The organism is Nocardia veterana NBRC 100344 (assembly GCF_000308855.1).
GTDB lineage: Bacteria > Actinomycetota > Actinomycetes > Mycobacteriales > Mycobacteriaceae > Nocardia > Nocardia veterana.
In genome coordinates this window covers 18,013-43,147 of the sequence record NZ_BAGM01000023.1, presented here as the reverse complement: position 1 = coordinate 43,147, position 25,135 = coordinate 18,013, and the positions used below count along the sequence as shown (strand labels likewise).

8 protein-coding genes are annotated in these 25,135 nt (G+C 70.7%); all 8 read right to left on the bottom strand.

What is annotated here, in order from left to right:
- The coding region (locus tag ON37_RS04195; protein WP_051031186.1) for a hypothetical protein at positions 1-940 on the bottom strand (940 nt) is incomplete at its 3' end.
- Positions 937-1,254, bottom strand: coding sequence for a type VII secretion target (locus ON37_RS04190; RefSeq protein WP_040716873.1), 318 nt, complete (start codon positions 1,252-1,254; stop codon positions 937-939). The genes ON37_RS04190 and ON37_RS04195, both read right to left, overlap by 4 nt.
- 120 nt (positions 1,255-1,374) lie before the next feature.
- Positions 1,375-1,680, bottom strand: a complete 306-nt coding sequence (locus ON37_RS04185; protein ID WP_306306453.1) for a YbaB/EbfC family nucleoid-associated protein — start codon at positions 1,678-1,680, stop codon at positions 1,375-1,377.
- 26 nt (positions 1,681-1,706) lie between these two features.
- Complete coding sequence (locus ON37_RS04180) at positions 1,707-2,048, bottom strand: hypothetical protein (RefSeq protein ID WP_040716871.1); 342 nt, start codon at positions 2,046-2,048, stop codon at positions 1,707-1,709.
- 25 nt (positions 2,049-2,073) lie between these two features.
- Positions 2,074-2,862, bottom strand: coding sequence for an ESX secretion-associated protein EspG (locus ON37_RS04175; protein WP_040716869.1), 789 nt, complete (start codon positions 2,860-2,862; stop codon positions 2,074-2,076).
- Positions 2,859-4,805 (bottom strand): hypothetical protein, encoded by a 1,947-nt coding sequence (locus ON37_RS04170; protein ID WP_040716867.1) that lies wholly within the window; start codon positions 4,803-4,805, stop codon positions 2,859-2,861. The genes ON37_RS04175 and ON37_RS04170 overlap by 4 nt, the downstream gene beginning before the upstream one ends.
- A 208-nt stretch (positions 4,806-5,013) precedes the next feature.
- Positions 5,014-6,603: a hypothetical protein gene (locus ON37_RS04165; RefSeq protein ID WP_245553012.1), complete on the bottom strand. Its 1,590-nt coding sequence runs from the start codon at positions 6,601-6,603 to the stop codon at positions 5,014-5,016.
- A 90-nt stretch (positions 6,604-6,693) separates the two neighbouring features.
- A complete protein-coding gene (locus tag ON37_RS04160) occupies positions 6,694-25,131 on the bottom strand; it encodes a WXG100-like domain-containing protein (protein WP_040716865.1) in 18,438 nt (6,145 codons plus the stop codon).
- Between the last annotated feature and the right edge of the window lie 4 nt (positions 25,132-25,135).

The window sequence follows — 25,135 nt, the reverse complement described above, 5'->3', positions numbered from 1 at the left end:
CCGCCGCACCGCCCGAACCGCCGGTCGCCGCACCGTCGCCCGACTCCCGCTCGCGTTCCGCGGCGATCGCGGCCGCCGATTTCGCCGCCGACATCTGCGCATTGGCCTGCGTCAGCTGTGTTCCGGCCTGGGTGGCGGCCTGAACGCCGGTCTGCGCCATCGACATCAGGGGCGGCAGCAGCTGCATCATCTGCTGCAACTGCTGCGGATCGATCCTGCTCGCACCGGCACCGGTCGGCTTGGGCGCCGCGGTCACCTTGTGCTTCTTTCCCGCCTGGGTCATCCGCGCCGAGTGCCCGAGCATCTCGACCTTGGTCTCGGTCACCTGCGCGAGCGCCTCGGTGAGGCTCCGGATCGTCGCGGCCACCAGGAAGACCTGGCCGCCGGGCGTGGCCAGTAGCGGCGCGGCGGCGGTCATGGTGGCGGTGTACTCGGCGATGATCGCGGCCATATTCGCCTGCCCGATCCCCATCGAGGTGGCAGCGCCGCCGAGCACCCTCTTCTGTTCGCCGCTCTGTGCCGTGAGAGCGGCCCCGTCGGCACTCGCCTGACCGGCCTTGGTGGCCGCCGATTCCGCGCCCTGGCCCTGCCACAACGTCATCGCCATTTGCAGCGCCGAGCTCCCCAGTGACATCACCGTCGTCAACGCGGTGCCGACCGCCTGCAGCACCTGCGTCGGATCCGGTCCCGGTCCGGTGCCGAGCTGACCGTTACCGAAGCCGCCGGCGAGATCGGTCAGCGGCTTGGCGATCGCGTGCAGGTCGAGCACGGGCAGCGGCGGCAGGTCGGGCAGCGGCGGGAGCTGCGGCAGCCGGTTCGGATCGGGCAACGGCGGCAGGCCCATATCGCGCAGAACCTCGTTCACCGGCCGATCGATCATCGGCGCGATGGCGCTGCCCCGCAGCATGTCCAGGATCGAGGGATCCAGCGGCGCGTTCATACCGAGTGTTCGGCGGCGCGGAACGTGGACACCGAGGTGTGTTCGGTGGACTCGTACGCGGCCGCCGCGTCGTGCGCGGTCAGCGCGGTGGCGGCGTGCACGCCCGCCAATTCCGCCACCGAGGAGGCGTGATTGGCCTGCGCGCGGGCGAACGAGAGCAGGAACTCCTGGCCCAGCAAGCCGAAGACCGGGACGACCGCGGCGATGGTCGCGGTCTGATCGAAGGCGCCCGCGGTGGCCACACCCGTCGCCATGTCGGCCGCCACGTTGCCGTACGCCCGGATCGCATCGGGCGTTGCTACGAAGTCACCCATCGTATCCCTCAATCCCACAAGACAATTGATCGAACAAAACGTGAAAGTACCGATCGAGACGAAAGGGCCGGAAGGCTGTTCGTGAAGACTGTGCGGAGTCTTCGTGAACAACGGACTCGCCTAACCCCCGGCCTCCTCGTTGAACGCCGTGATCAGCGCGGCGCGGTCGGTGAACGCGCGGCGAACCGCGGCGGCGGCGGTGTCGACCAGCCGGCGCTCGAACTCCTCCGGCGTGAGGCTCGAAACCGACTGCGCGAACTCCAGATTCACCAGCGCGCCGTCTCCGTCGACCGCCACCGTGACGGCGCCGTCCGGCGAGGTCTCGACCGCCCGGACCGATCGCATCCCGTCGGCCAGGTCATGGAGCCGATAGAGCCGCTTCCGGACGCTGGTCTCCAACTCGTCGAAACTTTCGTACACCACCACGATTGCCCTCCCCTCGTCGCGAACCACTACACCGAGCGGAGCCAGGTAGCCGGTTCCATCTCGTAGTCGTCTTCGTCCTCGGCTTCTCTACGAGCCACCGTGTCCGGAGTCGGCAGGCCCAGCAGGTCGATCATCTCGGGCGCCATGCCCGCATCCTCCAGCTGTGCCCGGCGCTGCAATCCGGCCCGGTTCGCAGCCCGTTTGCACAACCGCAGCACCTCGGCCGCCAGGGCCTGCGGATCCTTGCGCAGCTCCTCCGCTGTGATGGAAATACCCAGCGGCAGACCCTGTTCGGTGGTGCGCACGGTGATCGCCCCGGTACGCGACGATGCACTCCACTCGGGCGGGCGGGCCTCCACCTCGCTCACAGAACACCTCCGAAATCGTTGTCGCTCATCGTCTTTCGTCCTTGATCGCACGAACGACCTCCGCCACTCCGACGTTGACGGCCGTAACCATGCCCTTGGCATCGACGCCCTTCGCGGCCGGTGGTTGCCCGTCGACGATGAGGTAGCGGCCGTCGTCGATCACGTCCCGCCACCGCATCCGGTACTCGGCGATCCCGCGCGGGCCGAAACGGGAGTGTCCCTGCTGGACCCTGATAGTCCCGACGCAGGAGGCGGGCTGAGCGAGAAAGGATTGCGCACGCCCAGCGATCGGTTCGTCATAGGTGTCGCGCACCGACGAACGTCCGTAGGAGTAGTCGAGCGCCTCCCCGGCGTCGTAGCTCGGCAGGACGATCGACGAATGCGCGCCCGGTCCCGCCTCCGGCAGGGCACGCACGACGGCATCCGCCAGGTTGATGGCGTCACATTCGGTGACCGTGAAACCGCCGGAGTGCGACCAGGTTTCGCCGGACAGCTCGGAGACGACATAGCCGACGTCGCCGCGGCGCACCCCCAGCACACGGGCCGGGACGAACGACTGCCATGGATCGGCCCCGTCGTGTCCGAGGGCCACGATGCGGATATCCGGTTCGGCGAGGACGGCCATGACGGGCTCGAACCATCGGTCCTCGCGCCGGCGTAACTCGTCCCATGCCTGCTGCTTCTGCCGGCGATACTCGTGTTCGTCGGGTGTACGGCAGGTGAAGACGAACGGGTGCGGCACGAAGTCGTCCCGTTTCGTCGCCTCCCACAGCACGACGAACTCGGTATCGGTGAGTTTCCACGTCCGGTTCATGGCTGCTCGATCACGGGTTTGACGACGACGGGCGCTTCGCCCAGGGCTTCGTCGAGGTTGTCCACGGACTCGAGGTTCACCGACCGCTTGTGTTCCTTCTGCTGACCGGCACCGCCGGCCCCGTGCCCGGGCGAGCCAGCGGCGCCGGGCGATCCCGGCTGTCCCTGCCCGGGAGCCAGCCCGGCGCGGGCCGCACTCGCCGCGCTCTCCATGTTCGCCGACGCCCGCGGAAACAGCTTGGCGGCCGCGGCGGCATCCTTCTGCAGGGCCGAGGCGCCGGCGCCGAGTCCGGCACCGCCGCCCGCTTTTCCGCCCGCACCACCACCGGCGCCGGCACCGGCCCCTTTGACCTTGGACATGGCGGACTCGAGCCCCGGGATCGCGCCCGGCAGCCCGGCCAAACCGGCCGAGGCCGCCTGCTGCGCGGCCTGCATGCCCTGTTGCGCTGCCTGCAAACCCTGTTCGGCGGCCTGCTGCGCGGCAGCCATCCCTTGCTGCAGCGCTTGCTGCTGCGCCTGTTGCTGTGCCTGCTGCTGCGCCTGTTTCGCCATTTCGGCTTGCTGCTTCTCGAGGGCCGAATCGGCTTGCCGCGTACGCGCTTCCAGATCGGCGTTCTGCTTCCTGGCTTGTTCCTCGAGTGCCTTGCGCTGCTTCTCGGCCTCCGCTTCGCGCCGCTGAGCCTCCGCCGCCAGTTGACGCTGCTGCTGTTGCACGTTCGCGCTCGGACCCCCACCGACGTTCGGTGAGCTGCCGGTGGGTGTCCGCCCACCGGTCGGATCCGCGGCGCCCGGATTCCGCGGATTCCGCGGGTCCTGCGGGTCCTGGGGATCCTGCGGCGGCGTGGGTATGACCGCGGCCAGCGGGCTCACCGCCGCCGGGACGAGCGGAATGGCATCGCTCGACTGGATCACGCCCTGCCGGTAGTAGCTGTCGTACAGGGTGCGGTCGTAATTGAGGGCGAACGTCCGGTCCTCGTCCGATCCGGCGTTCAGCTCCTTCAGCCGCTGGTCGTCCGGCATGCACCACCGGGTCTGTTCCACCCAGCCCGACGCGTCGAGCAGGCTCAGCGACAGCAGATGCATCGAGTCGCGCATCGCGTCGATGCCGCGGGTGTATGTCGTGACCGCCGTGCCCGCCTTCCGCGCGGCGTCGCTGGACCAACCACCCGAATTCAGGACGCCGCTCATCTTGTTGGTCAGATTGGAGGTCGGCATGATCAGCTGCTGCTGCATCCATTCCCACATGCCCGAGGCATCCGCGATCGGTGTGGGATTCAGCGCGTTGTGCAGCGCGTTCATGCGCTCCAACGTCATCCATTCCTTGGGTTCCGGGGAAACCGGCGAAAGGTCCCGCCCGTCCTGGGTCTGCGACAGCCGCTTCAGCTCATCGCGTTCCGAGGGAAGCTTGTAATCCTCGAGCTTGTCGTGGAACTCGTGCTTGGTGGCCCATTCCGGCACCTTCGTCGCCCCGGCCGAGGGGGGCGCCACGACGGAGTTGGCGCGCGAATCGGCAGCGGCCCGCAGCCGCTGGAAGGACTGCTTGGACGTCTCGTCGCTGTCGACGTACAGCTTGCCGGCCGCGAGGAAGGTATCGGCCAGCTTCTCGAGAATGTCCTTGTGTTCCTTGACCTTCTCGCCGAATTGCCGGCCGGCGTTGCCGTACTTGTTCGCCAGGGCAGGACCCGACGGCAGATCGGGCAGGTTGCCGAAGCCGTCGATCTTCTCGACCCAGGACTTCAGTTTCTCCAGCATGTCGAAGGTGTTCCAGAGATCGGTGGCCGCGTCCGCCAGCTCCTGCAGCGCCTTCTGCTTGACCGTCAGGCCGCCGGTGTCGAGTGAGGTCCTTCCCCCGTTCGTCACCACCTTCGGCGGCTTGCCGATGTCGTCGCCGGAGAGCTGCCACGGGTTTTCCGGCTTGCCCTTATCTCCCGAATCTCCCGACACCAGTCACTCCCTACTCAGCTCCGCCCTGCCGTGCGGTTCCGCCGCCGCCCCACCCCGAATTTCCGGGTCCATGCCATGACACTCGATCTTCCTGAGGATGGGATGAACGGCGAATGGACATGTCGTGACTTTTGTGCTTCGACCGAACTCGTTGCACGCCAAGGCATCGCGACGCCACCCGCGGGAGGTCAGGACGCCGGGACGGGACTCACACCGGTGTGGAACCGTGCCGCTCGTGGAAACGCCGGGTGAATTCCTCGAGATAGCGCGACGGCGCCACCGAGGACGAAGACTGCTCCAGCACACCGTCATCGGCGAGGTAGAAGATCGCGCGACCGATCGAGAGCTCACCGGGCGCGGCCGGTACGTACACCATCCATCCGACATCGATCCGGTCGGCACGCAATTCGTCGAGCGGATATCCCCCGGTGTCCATCCCGCGCTCCTCGATGAACTGCCGGACTCGCGCGATCGCCTCCTGCTGCGCCATCGGCTCCGGCAGTGCGAGCGCGACACCGGCCATGATCAGTTGATAGAACGCACCATCGATGTCGACATCATCGGTGTCGCCGAATACCGCAACCAGAGCCTCGCGGGTGACGAACCCGATCTCGGCCGCTGCCACCAGATCCACCACCGCAGCGCGCTGCTCGGCGGACGGCTCCGCGGCGACCAGGCCGGTCACCACGTCCGCGACCGTGTCCGCGGTCCAGATTCCGGGCACCGCGGCACTGATCCGATCCACCGCCGGTGACTGCCCGCACTGCCAGCGGCCGTTCTCCCACCAGTAGCAGAACGACAACAGCCCGTTGGCCGCACGCGGATTCAACACCGGATCGGCCACCCATTCCGGGGCACCCGAATACAGCGCGGGCAGCGGCTCACCGGCGTTGTAGGCGGCGTCGAGTTCCGGTGCGTTCCACACGCCCCCGGACAGCACCGCGCGACCGCCCGGCAGCGAATACAGCGTGGAGCCACTGCGTTTGGCGCCCTCGAACCACCCCAGCGCCGGCAGGATCCGCGGACCCCACTGGGACCCGGCGGCGACGAAGGCCGCGGCGATCACCGCCCAGCGCGACCACAGCACGGTGAACGACGGAAGCTGATGCTCGGCCAGCACCCGCGCGTGTGTCCCGGCCGCGCGGTCCGCGCGCGCCGCCCGCGCAGCCTCCGGTGGCGTGCGCGCCTGCCGATCACCGTGCCCGACATAGGCGGCCAACCACACCGGCACCCGATCCCGCGGGTACGCCTCGAGATCCGCGCGATACGCCTCGGGCGGGAACAACTGGTCGTCCGGGAACGGGTCGTCACCGTAGTCGTGATCCACCTCGAGTTCGCCCGTGTTCGACAGCGTCAGCAGCAGTCGCCACCAGGGTCCATCGCTGAGCTGAGCCGATATCCGGCGGTGCTCACGCACGAGTTCGAGGACGTCCTCCGGCGGCTGCATTCGCATCCCCCGGCCCTGATCGTCGGAGAACAGGACCTGCGCTGCCTCCGTCACCGTGGTCAGCGCGAACATCGACTCGAGGCGTCGCCAGCCACGCGGCGCCACCGCTCCCAGCCGGCGGGCCAGCTCGTGGCTGAGATCCTTTGCGCGCGTGGCGGGATCGGCCGACACGGGATCGGCTGCGGGATCTGCGGCGGGTGCGTCGGTGGTGACGTCGAGGGCGAAGCCGACATCCGGGTCGCCCGCACCGCCGGTCGGATGCGCGGCCTCCGGCGGCGCCTGCGATGGCTCGGCGGTCCCGGTGTCACCGGCCTCGGGCCCGGGTTCTCGCGCGGGATCATCCGTGGTCACGTCGCACCAATCTCCTCATCCGAACGTTGTTCCCATCCTGGCACGGTGCCGTACTGCCGGCCGCCGCACCGTTCGCCGGCACCGGTCGCCTCATCGCGCGAAGATCTGCGCTCGGCGATCCGGGTCGGCGCAGACCTCACTGATCAGCAGACCCAGATCGAGATCGGGCGGTCCGGCCCGATAGCGCAGGTCACACGCGGTCTGCCCCGCGACCGTCACCGTGAACCCGACGGACGCGCCGTCGATCCGCCGCCAGGACACATCGGCCCACGAATTGTCGAGGCCGATCGACCGGTCACCGACGCGCAGCACCAGCCCGGACATGCCGCGGTAGAACACCACCGGCACGCCCGCCAGATCCCCGTACACCCCACCGATTCCGCCGGCCGCGAGCGGCACGGAATGCAGGCTGCCGGTGGCCGGATCGAAGGTCGCGTATTCACCCCAGCCGGTATGCGAGCGGACGACGATCGCGCCACCGGACGGTCCCGAAACACGCGGTACGAGAGCGGTTTTGTTCCCGGTCCGCGACGAGCCGCCGCGACCAGCACCGGGTGCGGGCGGAACCATCGGCGGTATCGGGCCGAGCGGCGGATTCGGACCGTTCGCCGCGCCGGGACCGGAAGATGTTGTGCCCCAATGATCTCCGGGTCCTCGCGGATCGGCGTCCGGCGACGGTGCTCCGGGCGGGTACGGGTGATGCGGGGGCAGTGTCTCCGGCGGCGGGGGACCGGTCGGCGGCGTCGGTGTGCCCGGCGGGCCGGGTGGTAGCGGCGGCGGTCCCGGGAACTGCGGTGGCTCCGGCAACTGCGGTGGCTCCGGAAGCCCCGGCGGCACCGGCTCCGGAGACGCGGGAGGACCCGGCGGCGTAGGAATCGTCGGCGGCTCCGGCAACTGTGGCGGCTCCGGCAACTGTGGCGGCTCCGGCAAGGGCGGCGGCACCGGCGGCTGCGGCGAAGTCGGCGGCACCGGCGGAATCGGCGGCACCGGAATTGTCGGTGGTGTCGGCGGCACCGGAGGTTGCGGATGCGGCATCACCGGAGGCTGCGGATGCCGCGGCACCGGGGACTGCGGGGGCTGCGGATGCCGCGGCGCCGGAGGGCAGGCCGGCGGCGCGGGCGGATGCGGCTGCCGCGGCGGATGGGGCGGCGGCTGTGGAGGTTCCGGGGGAACCGGCGGCTGCACCCAGCCCGGACGGACCGGCTCCTCCGGTCGGTAGTCCGGCCACTCGACGTCGTACTGCTCGTGCGGCCGCGGTAGCACCCACGATCCCGGGAACGGGTTGAACCGCCGCGGCGGGACCGACCCTCCGCGTCCGTCCCCGCCTCGGCGCGGCCCCGCGGTATCCGGCGGCTCACCACCGTCACCGGCGTCCCGTTCACCGCGACGCGGTGCCGCGCCGTCCCCGGTTTCCGCTCCAGGCCGGGCTCCCCGACGAGACCGCGGATCGTGCTCTCCCTCCGAAGCGTGACCATCACCGGAGCCGGAACCGTTGCGGGACAGCGTTTCCCGCCCATTGCCCGGATCGCCACCGTCACGATGCGAATTCTGCTCCCCACCGGCAACATCCACGACGTTCCGGATAACCGGACGCGGCTCACCATCGGACTCCACACCATCCCGAGACCGAGCAGCGTGCTCATCGCCGGAAGCCGCACCGTCGCGGGATCGGGCACCCTGCTCGCTACCGGCGCCCGCACGGTCGCGAGCCCCCGCATCCGTCCCATCGTCGGAGCCGACCCCATTGCGAGTCCCAGTCCCCTGCTCACTACCGCTACCCGCACCGTCGCGGAACCGCGTGCCGTGCCGATCACCCGAGTCGCTGCCGTTCCGGGTCCGCGAATGCTGTTCTTCCGCAACGGAACCGGGATCATGCTCGGCGTGCGCGGCGTGCCGGGACGCCCCCGTGTCGCTCTCCCGGGCTCGGATCAGTTCGTCGTAGATCGCTCGGGCCGGCTCGGAGGCGTGCTCGCGGCCAACCAGTTCCACCTCGGCGAAGGCTTCCGCCACTGCCTCTCCCGGGTTGAATCGGCCCTCGCGGTCGAAGCTGTAGCCGCTGAGCTGATCGAGCCAGGTGTGGAATCCCTGGCCACCGTTCGCCACATGCGCCGCCGCGAATTCCTGTTCGTAGCGCCGGCGCAGCACGTCCTCGATAGTGCGAGTCGTCTGCTGATCCGTCGCCTGGTCCAGCACGTGCCCGAACTCGTGCACGATGATGCTGTAGATCGGCCGCAGCTCCATGCTCGGATGGAAGTGCCCGCCGGCCACGCTCTCCCCGACGGCTGCCCAGGCCACGAGCCCGTCGGTCGCGTATCGGTAGTCGAGAACGATTCGGGCGCCGTTGTTCTCGTGCTCCCACTGGGCGAGCGCGAATTCCCGCTGATGGAATTCCAGCGGCAGGATGTCGATGATCCGCAGCGGGGTGTCCGGATATTTCCGCAGCAGATCGTCGACCGCCCGCGCGTACTCGCGCAGCACGTCGTGATCGAGGCCGGCGAGGTCGAAGCGGACCACCGTCAGCCCGATGTCCGCGTAGCGTTCCGCCAGCACCCGGGCGATCTCGGCGGGGCCGCGATCGGACCATTCGTCGTGCGCGGGGGCGGCCGCGAGCTGGGGGCCGGGCGCGGCCACCTCCGGCGCTTCCTCGGGGGGCCGCAGGACGAGGTTCCCGGTATCCGGGGCCGGCTTCGGTTCGGGCCCGCGGGAACCGTCCGGGGTGGGGCGCGCGGGACCGTCCGGGGTGGGCCCGGCGGAACCGTCGGGCCCCGGCGGCAGCGGCTGGGGGCCGTGGTCGGAGCCCGGGTGCGGCGGCAGCGGATTCTCGGCCTCGATCAGCGCGGGCCGGTACCGGATCTTCGCCCGCCAATCGGTGAGCGGCGGACGGTTGCCGTCCCAGTCGTAGCCGAGCATGATCGCGTGCGCATTGGCCTCACGCCAGCTCGCGGCCTCGTTCTCGTCGATGAATCGCGACTCGCTCAGGGCGTCCTGCAGCATGAGGATGTCCTGCGGCAACGGCTCACCCGCGATCAGGCGATTCCATGCCTCGGCCACATCCGCGACCGGATCGAGGCGGCGGCGCACGACATCGCCGGCGACCGGTTCGTGCACCCGATGCTCGAAGGTCATCAAATGATGTTTGATGCGCCCGATCTGCTCGGGCGTGAATTCGGGCACCTCGTCGGCGAACCGGTCGGCCAGGGTGGCGGCGAACTCGTCGAAGTTGGTGAACGGCTCCCGATTCAGTTGGGCGCGAACCAGATCGACCACCTCCGCGGCCGTATCCGGATCACGCAACCGCCCCCGCAGATCCGCACCGATATCCTCGAGGTCGACCAGCTTCGCGCCCGCGACGTCCTCGATCAGTTGCCGGGCGCGGGCCCGCTGCTGGGCGGCGGTGTAGTCGGCCAGCAGGGTGTCGCGCAGGCCCGCGAGGTGGCGCGAGATCGTGCCGATATCGCTGTCGTCGGCCCGGAACCGCCCGTATTCGCCGGCGGCCCAATCCTGTACGCGTTGCCAGTCCGCCCGCAGCCGGGCCTCACGTTCGTGCCATTGCGGGGTGAGATTCCCGGTCGTATCGGGAACGTGTTCGCGCGCATCGTATTCGCGGAACATGGGCTGGCGGTCCGGTGCGGGCGCGCGGAACCACGGATGCCCTTTGAATCTGGGCCGGATCCGCCCCGGATGGTCGGGGTCGCCGAACCAGGTGAACTTGAACAGCTTGGCCGGCTCCAGCACCACGCGCATGAAGTTGTACAGCACCCCGGCCTCGGGCGCCTCGTACACGTGCACGCCCTCGGGAACGACCGGGTCCAGTCCCGGAATCCGGGGCAGCAGTTCCTTGTCCACGACATCGCCGGGGGGCAGGTGCTTGAACGGCCCCTCCAGCGAGGCCTGGAACGGATCGACGGCCCACCCGCTGACGCCCTCGGGCAGGTCGCGCGGCTGGAACTGTTTGGGCACCGTCTGCTTGTACCGGCCCTCGACCCGATCCGGACGGGTCGGGTCCACGTCGTGCGACCTGCCGTCGCCGTCGAACCAGCGCACCAGGCGCAGGCCCTCCCCGTGCCGGGACCAGCCGGTCTCGACGATCTCCCGGCGCGGGCCGGGCAGTCGCTCCGTCGTCCGATCACCGTTGCGCTCGGCGATGATCCGGTGGTATTCGATCACCGTCTCCGGCCGCATCATCGCCTGTGCCACCGCGGCATCGCGGCCGATGGCCTCGGCGAGGGCGGCGTCGTGGTCGCCGCGCGGGCGGTCGAGCGGTTCACGCGGCGCGACGACCACGATCCGCGGCCGCTCGCCGTCGACCAGGCCGACCCGGTCGGTGATGGGGCGGGCGCCCGCCCGATCGAGGACCTCGCGGCCCGCACCGGCCAGCTCCGCCATCCGATCCTGGATCCGCCCGATCTCGTTGTGCGCCGCGTTGATCTCCCGGCACACGTCCTCGAACCAGCCGAGTCTGCGGATGTGGTCGCCGAGGACGGCCTCCCGGCCGAGACGTGCGAGTTCCGCGTCGAGGTGCTCCGGCGTCAGCCGGTTCCGATCGGCGCCCAGCTCTCGTGCCAGATCCGCGCGCATCGCCTCCTTCGGTTTGATCCGCAGGACCGCGGCGGCCCGCTCGGCGCCGAGCCGGTCGAGTTCGGCACGCACCTGCGCCGACACCGGCCGGTTCTCGGGCGGCGCGCCGGCCTCGAGTTCGTTGATGCGGTGATCCAGTTCGGCGAGTTCGCCTTCCAGCCGGATACATTTCTCGGCCGCGTCCTGCAGTTTGGCGATCGGGTCCCGGCGTCCCTGTTGTTCGGCGCCGCCGGGGAGCGGGTCGTGAATCTGGCCCGGGGTTTCCTCGCCGATGGCGGTGACCTCACGAAGACTGCCCGGCCGATCCCGCAACGCGAAGATGGTGTGGTCCAGGTGGTCCGCGTCCAGCGCCCGGTCCAGATCGGCGGCGTCGTGGATGAGCCGGCCGTTGCTGTCGCGCAGATCGTCGAAGCGCGCGGCGCGGTCGTTGCGTTTGGCCCGCCAGAACTCGTATTCGGACGCCTTCGCCGCGCGCTCGCGCATGAGGGCATCGTGCTGGTCCCGCCATTCCTCGGCCGGACGGTCGAGCTCGTGCAGCCGCGCGTCCAACTCCGCGATGTGCTGTTGTGCCGCGTCGTGTTCGCGGCACAGCCGCTCCAGCGCGGCAACCTCGGCCTGCACGCGCGGCATTTCGGTGCGTGCCTCTCGGGTCCGCCCGAGCACGTCGTCGAAGGTCGCCTGCCGCCGATCGGGTTCCAGCGCGGCCCAGCCGTCCGCGTCGTCGATGCGCAGCCGGCGCGCCAGGATATCCCGCTGATCACGCAGTTCGACCAGCTCCGAGACCTGTTGGGCGCGTTCGACAGCCAGCCGTTCGCGTTCGCCGCGCTGTTCGGCCGTGTGTTCGGGACGCCCACCCGCGCCGTTCGGGTCGGGAGCGCTGTCCGCTCGGGGCGGCGCGTCTTCGGAGTGGTGGTCGGAATGCTCCGCGCGTCCGGCACCGCCGGCGGGCGGTTCGGACGGCGAGCCCTTCGGCACCGCTCCGGCGGCACCCGGATCGGGGTCGTCGCCGGTGCCGGGCCGCGGATTAACTTCCGTCCCACCGTTTTCGGTCCGGCGCGTGGCGTCCGCGATCTCGCGGTCGGCGGCCTGCAGATCCCGGTAGTGCCGCAGTGCCGTATCCGCCGCCTCGTCCACCCGCCGGGCGTCGTTGTGCGCGCGCAGGAACTCCCGGGCCGCCGAGGCGACCGCGTCGACGCGGGCTCCGCGTACCGCCTGCTGTTCGAGCGTCCCGCCGACGGCGCGCAGCTCGTCGAGGGCGTGTTCCAGCTGCCGGGTGTCGCCCCTGGCCGGCTCGTACTGTCCGACGGGCAGCCCCAATTCCTCGGGCCGCGTGCCCAGTTCGGCGCACGCCTCGTCCAGGCCGGCGAGAGCTGCGCGGCGGGCCCGGAAGGCTTGTTCGCGAAGTCCTTGCAGCCGTTCGAATTCCGCCCACCGCGCCGCCTCGGCGGCGGCCACGGCGCGGCGTGCCTCGGCCTCCTGATGACGCAGGTCCAGATCGCGGCGGACGGCCGTCTCGACGGCATCGTCGAGGCGCGCGGCCGCGGCGTCGGTCTCGGTGAATCGGCGTGCCGCCGACTCCAGCACATCGACCCGGCGCTGCCACTGCGCCTGCCGGTCGACCCGCACGGTCCGCGCCCGCAGATCCTCGATCACCTCGTCGAGTGGCCGAAGCCGTTGCGGTGGTGGATCGTCCGGGCGATGCGGGAGTCCCAGCTCGGCCGGGTGCACATCGGCGCTGCGGCGTGCGTCCTGCAGCTCGTCGAAGGCCTGCCGCCGCGCGCGGAACGCGGCGTCGCGCTCGGCGCGCATCCGGTCGATCTCCGCGTGCCGCCGTTCCGCCGCGAAATCCACGACCCGGCGATGGTGGACGACGGCGTTGCGCACCGCGTCCTGGAGCCGCTGTGCCTCCGCGTCGAGCCGATGGAAGGTGCGCGCCGCCGACTCCAGTGCGCTCACCTGTTCCTGCCAGTGCCGCTGCTCGTCGATCGGCCGCGCGCGGGTGCGCAGATAGTCGATCGTCTCGTCCAGGGTGCGGCGGTAGTCCGGGTCCGCCGGATCGTCCGGCTCACCCGGCCGGCGGCGCGGCCGTAGTTCGTCGTTGGCGATGGGGAGCCCGCGACGGGCCCGGTTCAGCTCACCCTCGGCCACGGCGCGATCGTGGAATGCCTTGTCCCGCTTCGTGATCAGCGCGTCGATTTCGGAGCGCCGCGCCGTGGCGGCCGGATCGTTCGCGGTGTCGCGCGGCGCCGGGGTTTCGGCTGGGTCGCGCACCCGGTCCAGGGCCTGTTCCAGTCGGGTGACCTGGGCCTGCGCCTCGTGGAAAGCCCGAGCCGCGTCTTCCAGGTTCGTCACCTTCTGCTGGAACTGCGCCTGCTGATCCAGAAGCTTCGTCCGACTCCGCAGGAAATCGATCGTCTCGTCCAAGGTCCGAACATGCCCCGGGTCCCGCGGATCGACCGGCTCGCCCGGTTCGCGCCGCGGCCGCAGCTCCGCCTCCGAAATCCCCACCCGCATACCACCGGAATCCCGATCCCGGCCCAGCCCCTCGGCATTCACCTCGGCCAGCGCCCGGGCCAACGCGTCCCGCGCACCATCACGCCGGCGCACCGCCGCCGCGTGATCGGCGGCCAGGGCATCGGCAGGTCCGTGGATATGTTCCTGCCGCGCCACGGCGAGATCCCGGTCCTGTGCCCGCTGCAGTTCCCGGGTCAGGTGTTCCAGCGTGTCGAGGTCGGCGGCCCGCTCGCGCACTTCGGCGCGCAATTCCCGGTGTACCTCGGCCAGCTTCTCGGGGCTGAGCCGCTCGTGTTTGTCGATCTTGCCGTCGCGGTAGTCCTCGTAGACCTTGGCGATCTTGGCGCTGTCGGCTTCGGTGATGTCGACACCGAGGATCCGGGCCCAGTCGCGGTTGGCGTGCGGCTTACCCTTCGGCTCGTCCGTGGTCGGGAAATGTGCCGTGGAGGGCCGGGCCGAGGGGCCCTCGAGGCGACCCACCCGATCCCCCAGGTCCCCGATCACCTCGTGCAGATGCGCCAACGCGTCGGGGTGATGCATGGGCGCCACCCCGTCGGCCGCGCGCGGATCGGTGCGCGGATCCACCCGCAGGCCGTCGGTGAACGGGTCGATCCGGCCCAGTGCCTCGGCGTATTCAGTGAGGGCGGCGACCGCCCGGGCCGGATCGCGTCGCAGCATCCGAGCCAGCGCACGGTGCAGCTTCCTCGGGCCGAGCTGCTCGTGGTCGCGCTGCATGCGCAGCATCGGCTCGCCGGTCACCGGATGCTTGCGGGGCCGGTTCGGCGAGATGCCGTCGCGCGTGGTGCCCAGCGCCTCGGCCAGGCGCCGATGTGCGGCATCGGCGGCGCCGGATTCGATCTTGCGGCATTGCTTCGCATAATCGGCGAGGTATTCCAGTTGCTGACGGCGCAACGCGTTACGGATCGACCGGTCGGCGATCCTCTCGGCCAATCCCCGCGCGGTCAGTTCGTGGGCATCGATGCCGAGCACATGGGCCAGACCGTCGCGCGCATGCAGGAGGGCGTGGAACGAATCCATGGCATCGCTGCTGCGCGCATAGTCCATCAGCGCTTCGATCTGGATGGCGCGCACCGCATTCTCGCGCCGCAACTCGTCGAGCCATTGCGGGGTGAGTTGATCCGGATCCTCGACGCCGACCTTGCGGGCGAGCTCGGACAACTGGGCCTCGACCTCGTGGGTCGGCCGCGGTGCGCCGCCCGGCTCGGGTGTGCGAGGCCGCGGCTGCTCCGGGGCGTGGTCGGCGACCAGCCGCCACGTCCCGTCCGCATCCCGCACCATCGTCATGTGCACCTCGTCGCCGGCGATCTCGGTGCTGATGTGCCGCGTCTGTGTTTCACCGAGTTCGACGAGGCGCAGGTTCCCCGCGCGATCCACCCTCGCGTCGACGTAATCGACGCGCACCGCGCCACGGTTCACCCGTGCGGCCAGATCCGGGTCACGGGCCAGCTCGCGCGCCAGCACTTGGTCGTGATTGCCCTGTCCGTCCACCACCTTCAACCGCGGCGACTCGCCGTCGACGAAGACGACCCGCTCCCCCGAATCCGCCCCGAGGAATTCGGCGACCCGCGCGCGGAATCGGGCGACCTGGTCCGCCTGTTCCCGCACCTGCTCGCGCATCCCGTCGAGCAGACCGTCCACCCGTGGTTTGTCGCCCAGCTCGGACAGCGCCGCCTCGGCCAGATGCGCCCAGGTGGACCGTTCGTCGCGGATCTGATCACGCAGTAGCGCGTGCTCGAAGAGCTTCTGCCGTTCCGGGTCGAGCACCGGCCCCTGTTCCGCGTCGGCCTCCCGGCGCAGCGCCGGATCGACATCGTGCAGGTCCAGCCAGTCCCGGCCGCTCTCGGCGCCGTTGTTGACACCCTCCCATTCCTGTAGTCCCGGCCTGCCGTTGTCCGGATCGGCCCGCATCAACTCTTTGAGGAACCGGCCGAGCGGGTCCCGGTCCAGGAAGCTGACCTCCGGGCTGTACGGGATCGCCGCGTTCTCCGCGTGGTAGCGGCGGGCGACATCGGCCAACCCCTCGATGACACCGGCGCGCCGAATGTTCAGGTACTCCAGCACATCCGCGGCGCGGCGCATGGATTCGTGCGTCGAATCCGGCATGTCGAAACCCAGCTCGTGTGCCAGCGAGCGGATCTCCTCGGCACGAATCTCGTTGTCCCGAACGGTATCCGCGAGATCGCGCGCCCATTCCGGCGGCGGCGCCGGATGTTCCGGGCCGATGAACGGTCCGGGGTCGACCACCGGCCGATGTTCCGATGTCACCGCGAGGGTTTCGTTGTGCTGGGCCGCCTCGACGTACCCGAGCAGCTCCTCGACTTCGAGCGGATGCACCCCACGCGGCGAAGTACCGCGCAGCCAGTTGAGGAAGGCCTTCAGCGGGCCGCCCGCCACCTCCCGCTGCTGGGCCCGCAGCGCCTCGGCGTCCACATCGCTGTACCAGGGCTCGTATTCGCCGCCGTCGCGCGTGCGCATCGGAACATGCTCGCCCGCAAGCGGTTCCACGCGCGCGGTCAGATGTTTGAGGCCCGGAATATGCTCGCGGCTCTTCCACATCGTCGCACCCTCCTTGAGGATGCGAATCGGATTGACCTTCGCCTCGGACGGCAGGTGCTCGAGCGGGTTGTAGTCGAGCACATGGCCGAGATCCTTGGCCATCGCCTTCTGATAGTCACCGTCCTGACCGGACCCGGACGGATACTTCGGGTTGTGACCGGGGTAACCGGTGCTCAGGCGCCGCCGCACCCAGTGCATGTCGCCGCGATCCACCGGTGCCGACGCTTCGGCCTTCGCGGGGGTCCGCTCCGGCGCTCGGTCCGGACGGGCCACCCAACCTCCGCCGTCGCGACGGACCACCTCGATCTCGAGCCGCTGCCCATCGACCTCGACGGTGTACCGGCGCACCTCGGGCCGGTCCGCACCCTCGGGCGGACGGGAACCCACCCGCCGATCGGCCGAATTCCCCTCTCCCGCACCGTGTTCGCGCTCCGCAGGCGCGAACTCCGGCAAGTCGATCGGCCGCTCGCCGCGCTGGCTGAGGTCGCCGCCCCGCTCCGGCCCGAAACGCTCCGAGATGCGGGCTCGCCACCCTCTCGACGCCCGGGCCGGATCCAGTTCCGCTCTGGGGTTGTCCAGGATCTTGCCCACCCGCTCGGCCAGCCGATCGGGATTGCTGTCCGACATCCCTTCGAACTGGCGCGCGAGGATATCGGGCACGGTTCCCGCGCCGCTGGGCGCCGGCACGCGCCATCGGCCCGTACCGTCGGGCGCCAGCCACAGTTCCAGTCGCGCACCGCCGACCTCGACGGTCCGCAGGCGTTTCGGGCCGTCGATCAGCGGGCCGCCGTACCGATCCACCGGTACGGGCAGACGTCGCGTCCGCAGCCGGTTCATCACCTCCCGCGGATGCGGGGCGACGGCCGCCGGATCCGCGGTGCGCAACGCCACGGCGAGGAAGTCGTGTCGCAGAGCGCCCTGCTCGACCTGCCCGTCGAGCGCCTCGTTTCCCCAGACGCGTTTGGCGTCGGCCCGACTGTAGAACACCTCGTCACCGAGGCCGCGCAACCAGTCGCCGAAGCCGAGCCGGGTCCGGCCGTCCCGGCGATACTCCAGATAGTGGGACAGCAGCTGCCCGACCGCATCCTCCCGGCTCGGCGCGCGGTAGGCGCCCTCGGCCACCTCCGCCGAGATATCGCGCACGACGGGTTCACCCTCGGGCCCGGCGTCGACGCTGCGGTACAGCAGTCGATGCGAGCCGTCCCAGAGCACATTCTCGTGTTCCGGATGGGTGCGGGCCAGCTCGTGCAACGCATCGATATGGCCTCCCCTGGGTGCCATCACGACCAGACTCGGGGTCCGGTGCCCGTTGGCCGGGTCGGCCGGATAGCGAGCGACCCGATCGGTCAGCGCCACGCCGCCCGGCCTGCGCTGCAATTCGGCATCGAGGGCCCGCCGCGACAGCTCGGGTCCGACGGCCTCCGATGGCCGGACCCGGGCGGACGCCTCGCGCGGAGGCTCCGCATAGCCCCAGTGCGGCCCGTGGTCGCCGTGCGCGCGCACGACGTCGAAGGCGATTTCCGCCTCCCGCAGGCCGACCTTGTCGAGATAGCGACGCACCGCCCGCCGGCCGGCTTCGTGCGCGAGTTCCTCGGACGAGCCGACCGCGGCCGGATCGGCAGCGCGCGCAACGGCTCCGGCCGCCTTGCGCAACGCCTTGTCGTAGGCCTCGGTGTAGGCCCGCTCCGCCGGGCCGACCGGGTGGTACCGATTCGATTCGCGCAGCTCCCGGAAGGCCCGGATCTCTTCCGCGTACTGATGGCTGCGCTGCTCGGCCGCCGCCGGGCGGTGGTCGGGAAGCATCGGGGGCAGCTCGGCATCTCCGGGCCGGATTCCCCGGGCGAGATCCCATTCCGCACCGAACACATCCGGATAGCCGCGACCGTCGATCACCGGTCCGCGATCGGCGAGATGCCGGTACACGGCCTCGACGCCGGCCCGGTGCGCGGCGCCGTGCGTGGCGCCCCACTCGAGGTCCGGGCCCTTGCGGAAGGCCTTCTCCGCCAGCCGCAATCCCTCCGAACGCGCCTCCGCGTAGGTGTCGGCCAGCGGATCCCGCAGGCCCTCGACCGCGTCCTGTTCACTGCGAGACGAGAGCCGGTCATCGAAGGCGAAGGCGAGAGCCTCGGCATCGGCCTGGCGCCGGCACATCAGTTCGATGTACTCCTCGCGTGGCAGCGTGGCCCGCTCCCGGATCACGTCCTGATGAAGTTCCGACAGCCGAGCCGCGCGCACGAGCGCCGCGGCCTGATGCCGCGGCGGCATTGCGGGATCCAGCACGACCGTCCGGGTCGCGTGGTCGTAGCGGCCCCAGTCGCCCTGCTCCACCCGGGACGGGCCGTCGCCGCCCGCCGCCGGCCCGCGATACGAGGCCTCCGGATCGGTGGTGTATCGGATCTCGATACCGTTGCGCTCCAGCACATCCAGTGCCCAGAGCCCGATTTCGTCGCGGTGCAGCTGTTCCCGCGTGTGGTCGAACCCGCCCGCGGTGCCGTCGTCGGCCCACAGCGCCGACCGTTCCGGATCGGGCCGCGGTGTTTCGGGCGCGTCCCGCCAGAGCGGCCCCGACTCGTCGTGGGCGTAGTAGACGATGCCCGACTCGTCACCGTGCACCCGCACCCGCGGGTCGGCCCCACCGGGCAAGACGCCCGCCGCGAGATCGCGACCGACGGCCCGCTCGATCGCCGCGACGATCCGTCCGTTCTCGGCCTGGAGCCGGGCGTGCCGCTCACCCAGATCGGACAGTACGCGCAGGTCGTGGCCGTTCGCCCCGGATCGGTCCGGCACCCGCCGGTACAGCTGCTCCGCGATCCCGCGCCGAGTGTGTTCGGGCTGTACCACCAGGCTGTTTCGTTCCTCCAGCCGCTGCGTGACCCGATCGAAATCGGTTTCCACATACCGCAACTCGCGGCCGACGGCGGCCTGTTCCCGAACCAGATGTTGCAGGCGCCGAGCCGCCTCCTCCGAGGAGGGTGCGTATTCGCGCATTCCGTCGGGGGCCGTGGGCCGCTGGTGTGCATCCCAGATCCGGCCCGCCTCCAGGCGGTGTGCCGAGCTGCCGTCCGGTGCGTCGAACAGATGGCTCGACAGCAGCGCGTCGACCCCCGCGGTGCGCCCGATCGCCCGCAACCGCCGCGGATCGATCTGCGAGTCGTGCTGCCGCGCGGCGTCGGTCGCGCGGTCGTAGGCCTCGAGGTAGGCCGATTCGAGGGCCTTGCGGACCTCCGCGTCCACGAGGTCGTGCAGCGGTCCGCCCTCGGTGTCGACGCCCTGACGCTCCAGCTCGCGGTGGAATTCGGCTTGCCGGCCGATCCCCTCGGCCGTCGCCCGTAGGTGGGCCTCGACATACGCGTCGCGCCCCAGCTCGCGGATGCGACCGGGCAGCACTTCCAGCCGGCCGTCGCGCACGGCGTCGGCCAGGGCGGCCATCCGCACCACGGCGGCGCCCTGCTCGGTCCGGGAGCGGTTCGCGGTATCGACGAAGACGTCCATCGTCCGGCCGTTGAAAGTGTCCGGTTCGAGTGGTCGTTCCCCGAACTCACCGAATCGCACCTCGGCGCCGGCCGCGCGCAGCGCATCCTGCGCCTCCCGCCCGGCTTCGGTGTGCCGCAGCAGGGCCCACACCTGGCCCGCGGACCGGTCGGCCGGCCGGGGCGGACGGCCGGGATGCAGTCCGGCGCCGGGCATTTCGGGTTCGGTCCAGCCACTGCGGCGCGTATCCCCTTGCGATGCGCCGTGTTCCGTGCCCTGCGCCTGTTCGGCAGCCTTGCGGTAGATCTCGCCGTAGGTTTCACCGGACGCGGTGATATGCCTGGCCACCTCGGGCTCCAGCGCGGCGACGAGCTTGTCGTCGACCCGCTGCCGGATCTCCTCCGGCGACAGGTCGCTGTTCGCCCAGTGCTCGGTCCACCGATCGAACGCCCTGTCGAACACCCGCTGCAGACGCGTGTCGGGGACGACGACGCCGGCCTCGCGCAGCTGCCGCATCGCCTTCGCTTCCATCACGTGCGCGACGGTCTCCTCGTCGAGCATCCGCTTCGCGTAGTCCTGCGGGGGCAGCTGTGCCCGGGCGACGGCCCCTGGGCTCTCGCCCTGATGCGCGGCCTCGGCGTGGACGGCGGCGTGCACCAGTTCGCGCAGATGGTCGGCGTCGGAGGCGCCCGGGTCGAGGACCAGCCGGTTCTCCGCGGGGCGATATCCGGGCCGCTCCGACACGCTGTGCACGATCTCCACGCGACGGTCGGTCAGAACGCGGTCGGCCCAGTCCCCGGTCTCGACCCGGCGGAGTCGTTCCCGGATGCGCGCGAGGCGCTCGGTGGTGGCGCGCGCCACCAGCTCGCGCGGTGCGATCGGCTGCGCGCGTTCGGTTCCGGCATGCTCGGGTTCGGCGATCGCGGCCACCCGCACCCGGCCGCCGTGATCGGTTGCGACATCGAGATATTCGCGCACCACACCGGGCCGGTCCAACTGCTCGGCGACCTCGGGATCGGTGCGCGCCAGATCCAGGACACGGCGGTGGTCGCCGGGGGCGGCGGCGACCACGATGCGGTCCGGTTCGCCGGGGAGCAGCGCCACATGATCGTCGAGAAGTATCGCCCCGGGATGGTCGCGCACCCGGGTCTCCAGGACGTCCCGGGCCGCGGTACGCGCCGTCGCCGCATCCGCCCGATCGAATTCGACCTCGGCGAGCTGCCGGTGGTCCGCGAGATCGGAGAGTGCACGCAACGCGTGCCGCTCCCGGAGCAGGTGCGCCTCCCGGTCCCCGCCCGGCGCCCACGCCAGTTCCGCAGCGATCCGCGCCAGCCGCTCGTCGACCCGATGCTGCAGTACCTCCCGGCTTGCGGTCGGATCGAACCCCGCTTCGCGGGCGGACCGCTGCAGCCGAGTATCGGTCTCCCGCAGATGCAGTTGGGCCGCTTGCCGATCGAGGGCCCGGGCGCGCAGACGCCCGGCCACCTCGGGGCTGCTCGGATCGTGCCGGACGCCCGGCACATCGCCCCCGGTACGGGCCTCGTCCCACACTCGGCCGTAGAACTCGCCGTAGGTTTCGCCATCGGCCCACTCGTGCGTGACGAGCCGCTCGTGCAGCGCCTGTACGGCCGCGTCGTGCGCCGCCTCGCGTGCCCGCTCGGCGCTCAGGTGCGCCGGCGCCTCGCCCAGTGCACGCTCGAACGTCTCCCGGTACAGCGCCTCGAGTGGATGTTCGGTGACCTCGAGGCCGAGGTCGCGGAACTCCATCGCCAGGCGCAGCCGGCGGCCGGTCCCCACCGCCTCCTCATGGGTCATCAGGCGGATGAATTCGTCGCGCGGCATCGACCGGGCATGCCCGTTGGCAGTGCGTCCGTCGGCCAGATATTCGGCATGCGCCGACTCGTGCGCCAGGCTCAACGACTGATCGATGTGGCCGCGTCCCTCGGTGAAGGCCACCGCGGTGAGGTCCTCGCGACGGAGTTCGCCGTGCCGATCGCCCGCGTCACTGCGCGCCTCGTACACTTCGCGCACGGGCCCGCCGTCGAAGACGGACAGCACCCGGCGGCCGGTTTCGGTGCGGCCCAACAGGTCCCGGATCTGCCCGGAATGTTCGTCGAGCGACAAACCGACCCGGGTCCGCGGCCCCCGGCCGTTCGGGTGCGGCCCGGACTCGGTGCGGGCGCCACTGCCGAGCGGATGCACCGGCTTGCCGTTCTCGTCGAAGAGGATGGCGTGGGTGGCCGCCAGTTCGCGCGGCACCGACGGCGGGTATCCGTGCTCGAGACCGGCTCCGGGATCGCGGACCCGCAGTACTCCGTGCTCGTTGACCAGCGCATACGCGTGCGCGCCCACGCCGTGTTCGTCGGCGTAGGCGTGGTATTCGTCGACGATCAGCGCCGAGGACCCGTGCTTCATCTTCAACACCAGGCGCGCGATCTCGTCGTGCCCGCGCGGATATTCGCGCAGCTGCCCACCGGCGGCCGTCTCGACCTCCCGGACGGTCATCCCGTCCAGGCCGACCTCACGGTCGATCGGGTGGATCCACTCGCTGCTGGTGAGCCGCTTGATCAGGCGAAGGGCCAGATCCGCGCAGCGGCCGCGATTTTCGGGTGGCATCTCGGCGTTCGGGCCGCGCCGGGCGGTATCGGGCAGGGCATCATCGACGGTGTAGATCCGGCCCTCGCTGTCGCGGATGGTGATGTCGAGCCGGTCCGCCAGTTCCAGGATCTGTCTGGGGGGCGGATTCCGCTGCGGCGGTACCTCCAGAATCTTGTCGCCGCGCAGCGGATCGGCGAAGTCCACCCCCGGAAGTTCGGCCCGATTGTGCGGGGTGTCCTCGATCCGTGTCCCCGGCGCGTATTTGTTGTCGATCTCGCGCAGGTAGGCACGCGCGGTCTCGGGCTGCACCTCCAGCAGTTGAGTGTGTTTGCGGGAGACGATCTCCGTGTCCGGGACATACGAGTCGAGAATTTTCCCGTTGGTCAGGATGATCTCGTTGCCGCCGTCACGCTCGGCGTAGTACGGCTCCCGGGTCTCGTTGAACGCGACCCCGTCGGCGATCCGATCCCACATCGACGCCGGTATGTCGTCGGGTCGGTTGGCGCGCATCGCATCGGCACGCGACGTCGGCACCCGGTCCTCCCCCGGCGACGGACCCTCCCGGCCGGGTTCGGGTTCGGGACGCGCACCGATGCGGTCCATCGGCCGTGCCTCACCCACCGGATGGACCTCGACCGGCAGTGCCGGAACCACCGCATCCTCCGGCCGGTGGTGTTCGTTCGGCTCGGCGTTCCGCTCCGGTGCACCCGCGCGCGCCTGCACCCCCGCCTCGAGGCGGATCGGTTCGGACCGTCCGGCGGCCGCGGCGCGGGGGACGTTATCCGTTGTGCTGCTGGGCTTTTCGGGCAGCGGTCGAGATTCTTCCCGCCTCTCGCCGCCCCCGCGCGCCCCGTCCGGCTGCTCGCCCTCCCGGGCCCACGGCACCTCGGCGCTGCCGTCGCCGGCACGCAGGCCCGGGTCCCTGCTCTCCGGCCCCATCCGGATCTCGCCGCGTGGCGATGCGGCGAGTGGTGTCGATCTGCCCCTCGGGTCGCCGGCGAGACGCGCGGGCTCCGTCCTCCCACCGCGCGCTTCGGACGGCGGTTGAGTTGTGCGGGTCTCGGCCGGCGCGTGCGGTGCGGTGGTCGGAGCGGATTCGGCCGGTCGTTGCGCCGCCTCGCGCTGCGGCGAACCGTCCTCGGGGCGAGCAACTCCCGCCTCCGATTCGCCGGCGCGCACCACGGCTGTGTCCGTATGTGCAGCCGGGTCCGTACGGGTGGACGTCTGTGTCTCGTGGTGGCCCGCCGGCTCGACGTGGGCTCGCTCGCCCACCGCGGTGGAATCCTGGTGTCCGGCAGGCATTTCGGAACGACTCTCGGGGACGGAGTGTTCCGGCTCCGCGGACCGCACGGGCGATTCGCCGGCACGCGGCCCGTCCGATACGGGATGGTCGGTTGCCGGGATCTCCTCCACCGATCGGGCCTGCGATTCCGGATGTGCCGCGAGCGGCGCCCGGGACTGCTCCGCACTTCCGGGCGCCTGCTCGCTCGTTCGTGCTCTCGGATCGTCGCCCGCGCCAACGGTTTCCGGGCCACGCCGGCCTTCGCCGGGGGGTACCGTCTCCTGCCGTGCACCGGGATCACGTACCGCCGCACCCGAATGCTCACTCCCGCCGGGCGATTCGGAGACCACCCGCCCGCTGCCGCCGTCCGCCCGTGCCCCGATATCGGCCGGTCGCGCGCCGACCGTCATGGACGGATCGGCCCGCCGCCCGTTCGCTCCGGCATCCACGCCGCTGTGCGGTGCCGTACCGTCGCCCGCACGCCCCGGCCCGGCGGCCGGCGCGGCCTGCGGCTCCCCGACTTTGAAAACGTCCCGGCCGAGCACGTCGTTCATCCGACTGCCGAACGGGTCCCGGTTGAAATACGACGATTTCCGGTTGTTGTAGAAGGAATGCGCCGACTCGCGGTTGCGCCCGGACAGCAGCGGCGCAGCCGCGGCCCCGGTGAACATCCGCCAGTCGAGATGGCTGGGTATGCCGCCGTTGGCGACGACGATGCCGGTGAAGGCGTTGACCTCACCGGCCACCATATGGGTGAGGTAGCGCGCCCACGTCCGTTCCTGCGCGCCGAGCGCCTTGCCCAGGACATGGCTGACCGGCCCACCCGCCACGCCGCCGGCCGCCGCGGCGACGGCCGTCGTCCGGATCCGGTTCCAGTCGATCTCCTTGCGATGCCCGTGGTCGAGCTGCCACTGCTGGATCGCGTAGTCCTGGCCGGTCATCAGCACCGTGTTCAGCACGACGTGGCGCAGCAGGAACTGCATCACCTTCGATCCGGCGAGGCGCGCCATACGCTGCAGGATCGCGGAGGCGAGCCGCTCGCCGATGAGCCGGACAGCGACCCGCGTGATCGCGATCGCGGCCGCCTCCGCCGCCGGTGCCGTGGGCGGAAAGATCCACGCCGCAGCGATTTCCGCCGCCAGGAGCACGAGTGACGACTTGTACATCAACTTGCCGTACTCGATCTCGGTGCCGACCCCGTCGGCGGATTCGCCGACATCGTCGAAGAGCTTCGCCAGATGTCCGAGCGACTGGTCGCTCTCCCCGCCGTCGCCCTTCAGCAGGCTGTCGAAGGCCCGCATCTGCTCGTCGGCACCGTCACCGGTCGGATACGCCTTGTGGGTGGCGCTTTTTGCGTCCTCGATATCGGGGATGATGTCGCGGAGTTCCGCGGCGGCCGCCTTCCAGTCCTGGGCCAGCAGCCACATCTGGTCTTCGTTGCCGTTCGGCCACTCCATCCCGACCAGCCAGCCCAGATGCTGGAGGGGACCGGGTAATTCGACTGCCATGCCG

Excerpts from the sequence above, each read along its gene's own strand:
- ON37_RS04190 (WP_040716873.1), bottom strand. The coding sequence starts at position 1,254 with ATGGGTGACTTCGTAGCAACGCCCGATGCGATCCGGGCGTACGGCAAC.
- ON37_RS04175 (WP_040716869.1), bottom strand. The coding sequence starts at position 2,862 with ATGAACCGGACGTGGAAACTCACCGATACCGAGTTCGTCGTGCTGTGG.
- ON37_RS04160 (WP_040716865.1), bottom strand. The coding sequence starts at position 25,131 with ATGGCAGTCGAATTACCCGGTCCCCTCCAGCATCTGGGCTGGCTGGTC.